1 protein-coding gene is annotated in these 941 nt (G+C 44.2%); it reads left to right on the top strand.

From position 1 onward, the window contains the following. A partial coding sequence (gene tnpC / locus MTCD1_RS18285) for an IS66 family transposase (RefSeq protein ID WP_143760143.1) occupies window positions 1-941 on the top strand: 941 nt, incomplete at both ends.

Below are 941 nucleotides of genomic sequence, written 5' to 3'. Positions count from 1 at the left end.
GTGCTTGATGAACACGATAAAAAACTTCTGGCCAAAGAAAACGCTGACGTGACAACGAAAATCAAGCCAAAACGTAAGCCTTTACCTCAAGCACTGCCGCGTAAAGTAGTGGTGGTAGATATTGACGAAAGCGACAAAATTTGTGATTGCTGCCAAAGCCCGTTGCACAAAATGGGTGAAAGTAGCAGCGAAGCCTTAGAGTTTGTGCCCGCTCATATCAAAGTCATTAAGACCATTCGCCCCAAATACACCTGTCGCCAATGTGAGCGTAATGGCATTGAAAGTGTGGTAAAAACCGCCTTGATGCCAGCAACGCCAATACCAAAAAGTATTGCCACACCCAGTTTACTCAGCCAAATAATCACCTGTAAATATCAATTTGGCTTGCCGTTAAATCGCCAAGAAACGATGTTTAGTGATATTGGACTTGAATTAGGCCGTCAAACCATGTCGAGTTGGATGCTGCGCAGTGCGCAATTACTTGAGCCACTGTATAGGCGCTTGAAAGAAATACTGCTGGCAGAGCCTGCCATTCATGCGGATGAAACACCCTTGAAAGTTATCAAGGCAGAAAAGGCGACCAGTTATATGTGGGTGTATTGCTGCGGCAGTGATAGAGCAAGTGGAAAAACCAATATTGTTTTATATGATTACCATAACAGCCGCGCAGCACAATGTACGATTGACTTTCTTGATGGTTACCAAGGTTATATGCATGTTGATGGTTATGCAGCTTATGGGCTAACCGAGGCCAAATTAGTCGCCTGTCTTGCCCATATCCGTCGTAAGTTCGTTGATGCGAAGAAGATACATGCCAAAGCGAAAACAGGTAAAGTTGATGTGGTATTAAACTTAATCGGCAAGCTCTACGGCATAGAACAACGTATTAAAGGAAAGTCGAGTGAAGATAAGTTCAACATCCGGCAGTCACACGCTAAGCC

Origin of the sequence: Colwellia marinimaniae, assembly GCF_002207865.1 — a bacterium.
In the GTDB taxonomy this organism is placed as follows: domain Bacteria; phylum Pseudomonadota; class Gammaproteobacteria; order Enterobacterales; family Alteromonadaceae; genus Colwellia; species Colwellia marinimaniae.
The sequence above is the reverse complement of the archived record's forward strand: the minus strand, read 5'-3'. Positions and strand labels throughout refer to the sequence as shown.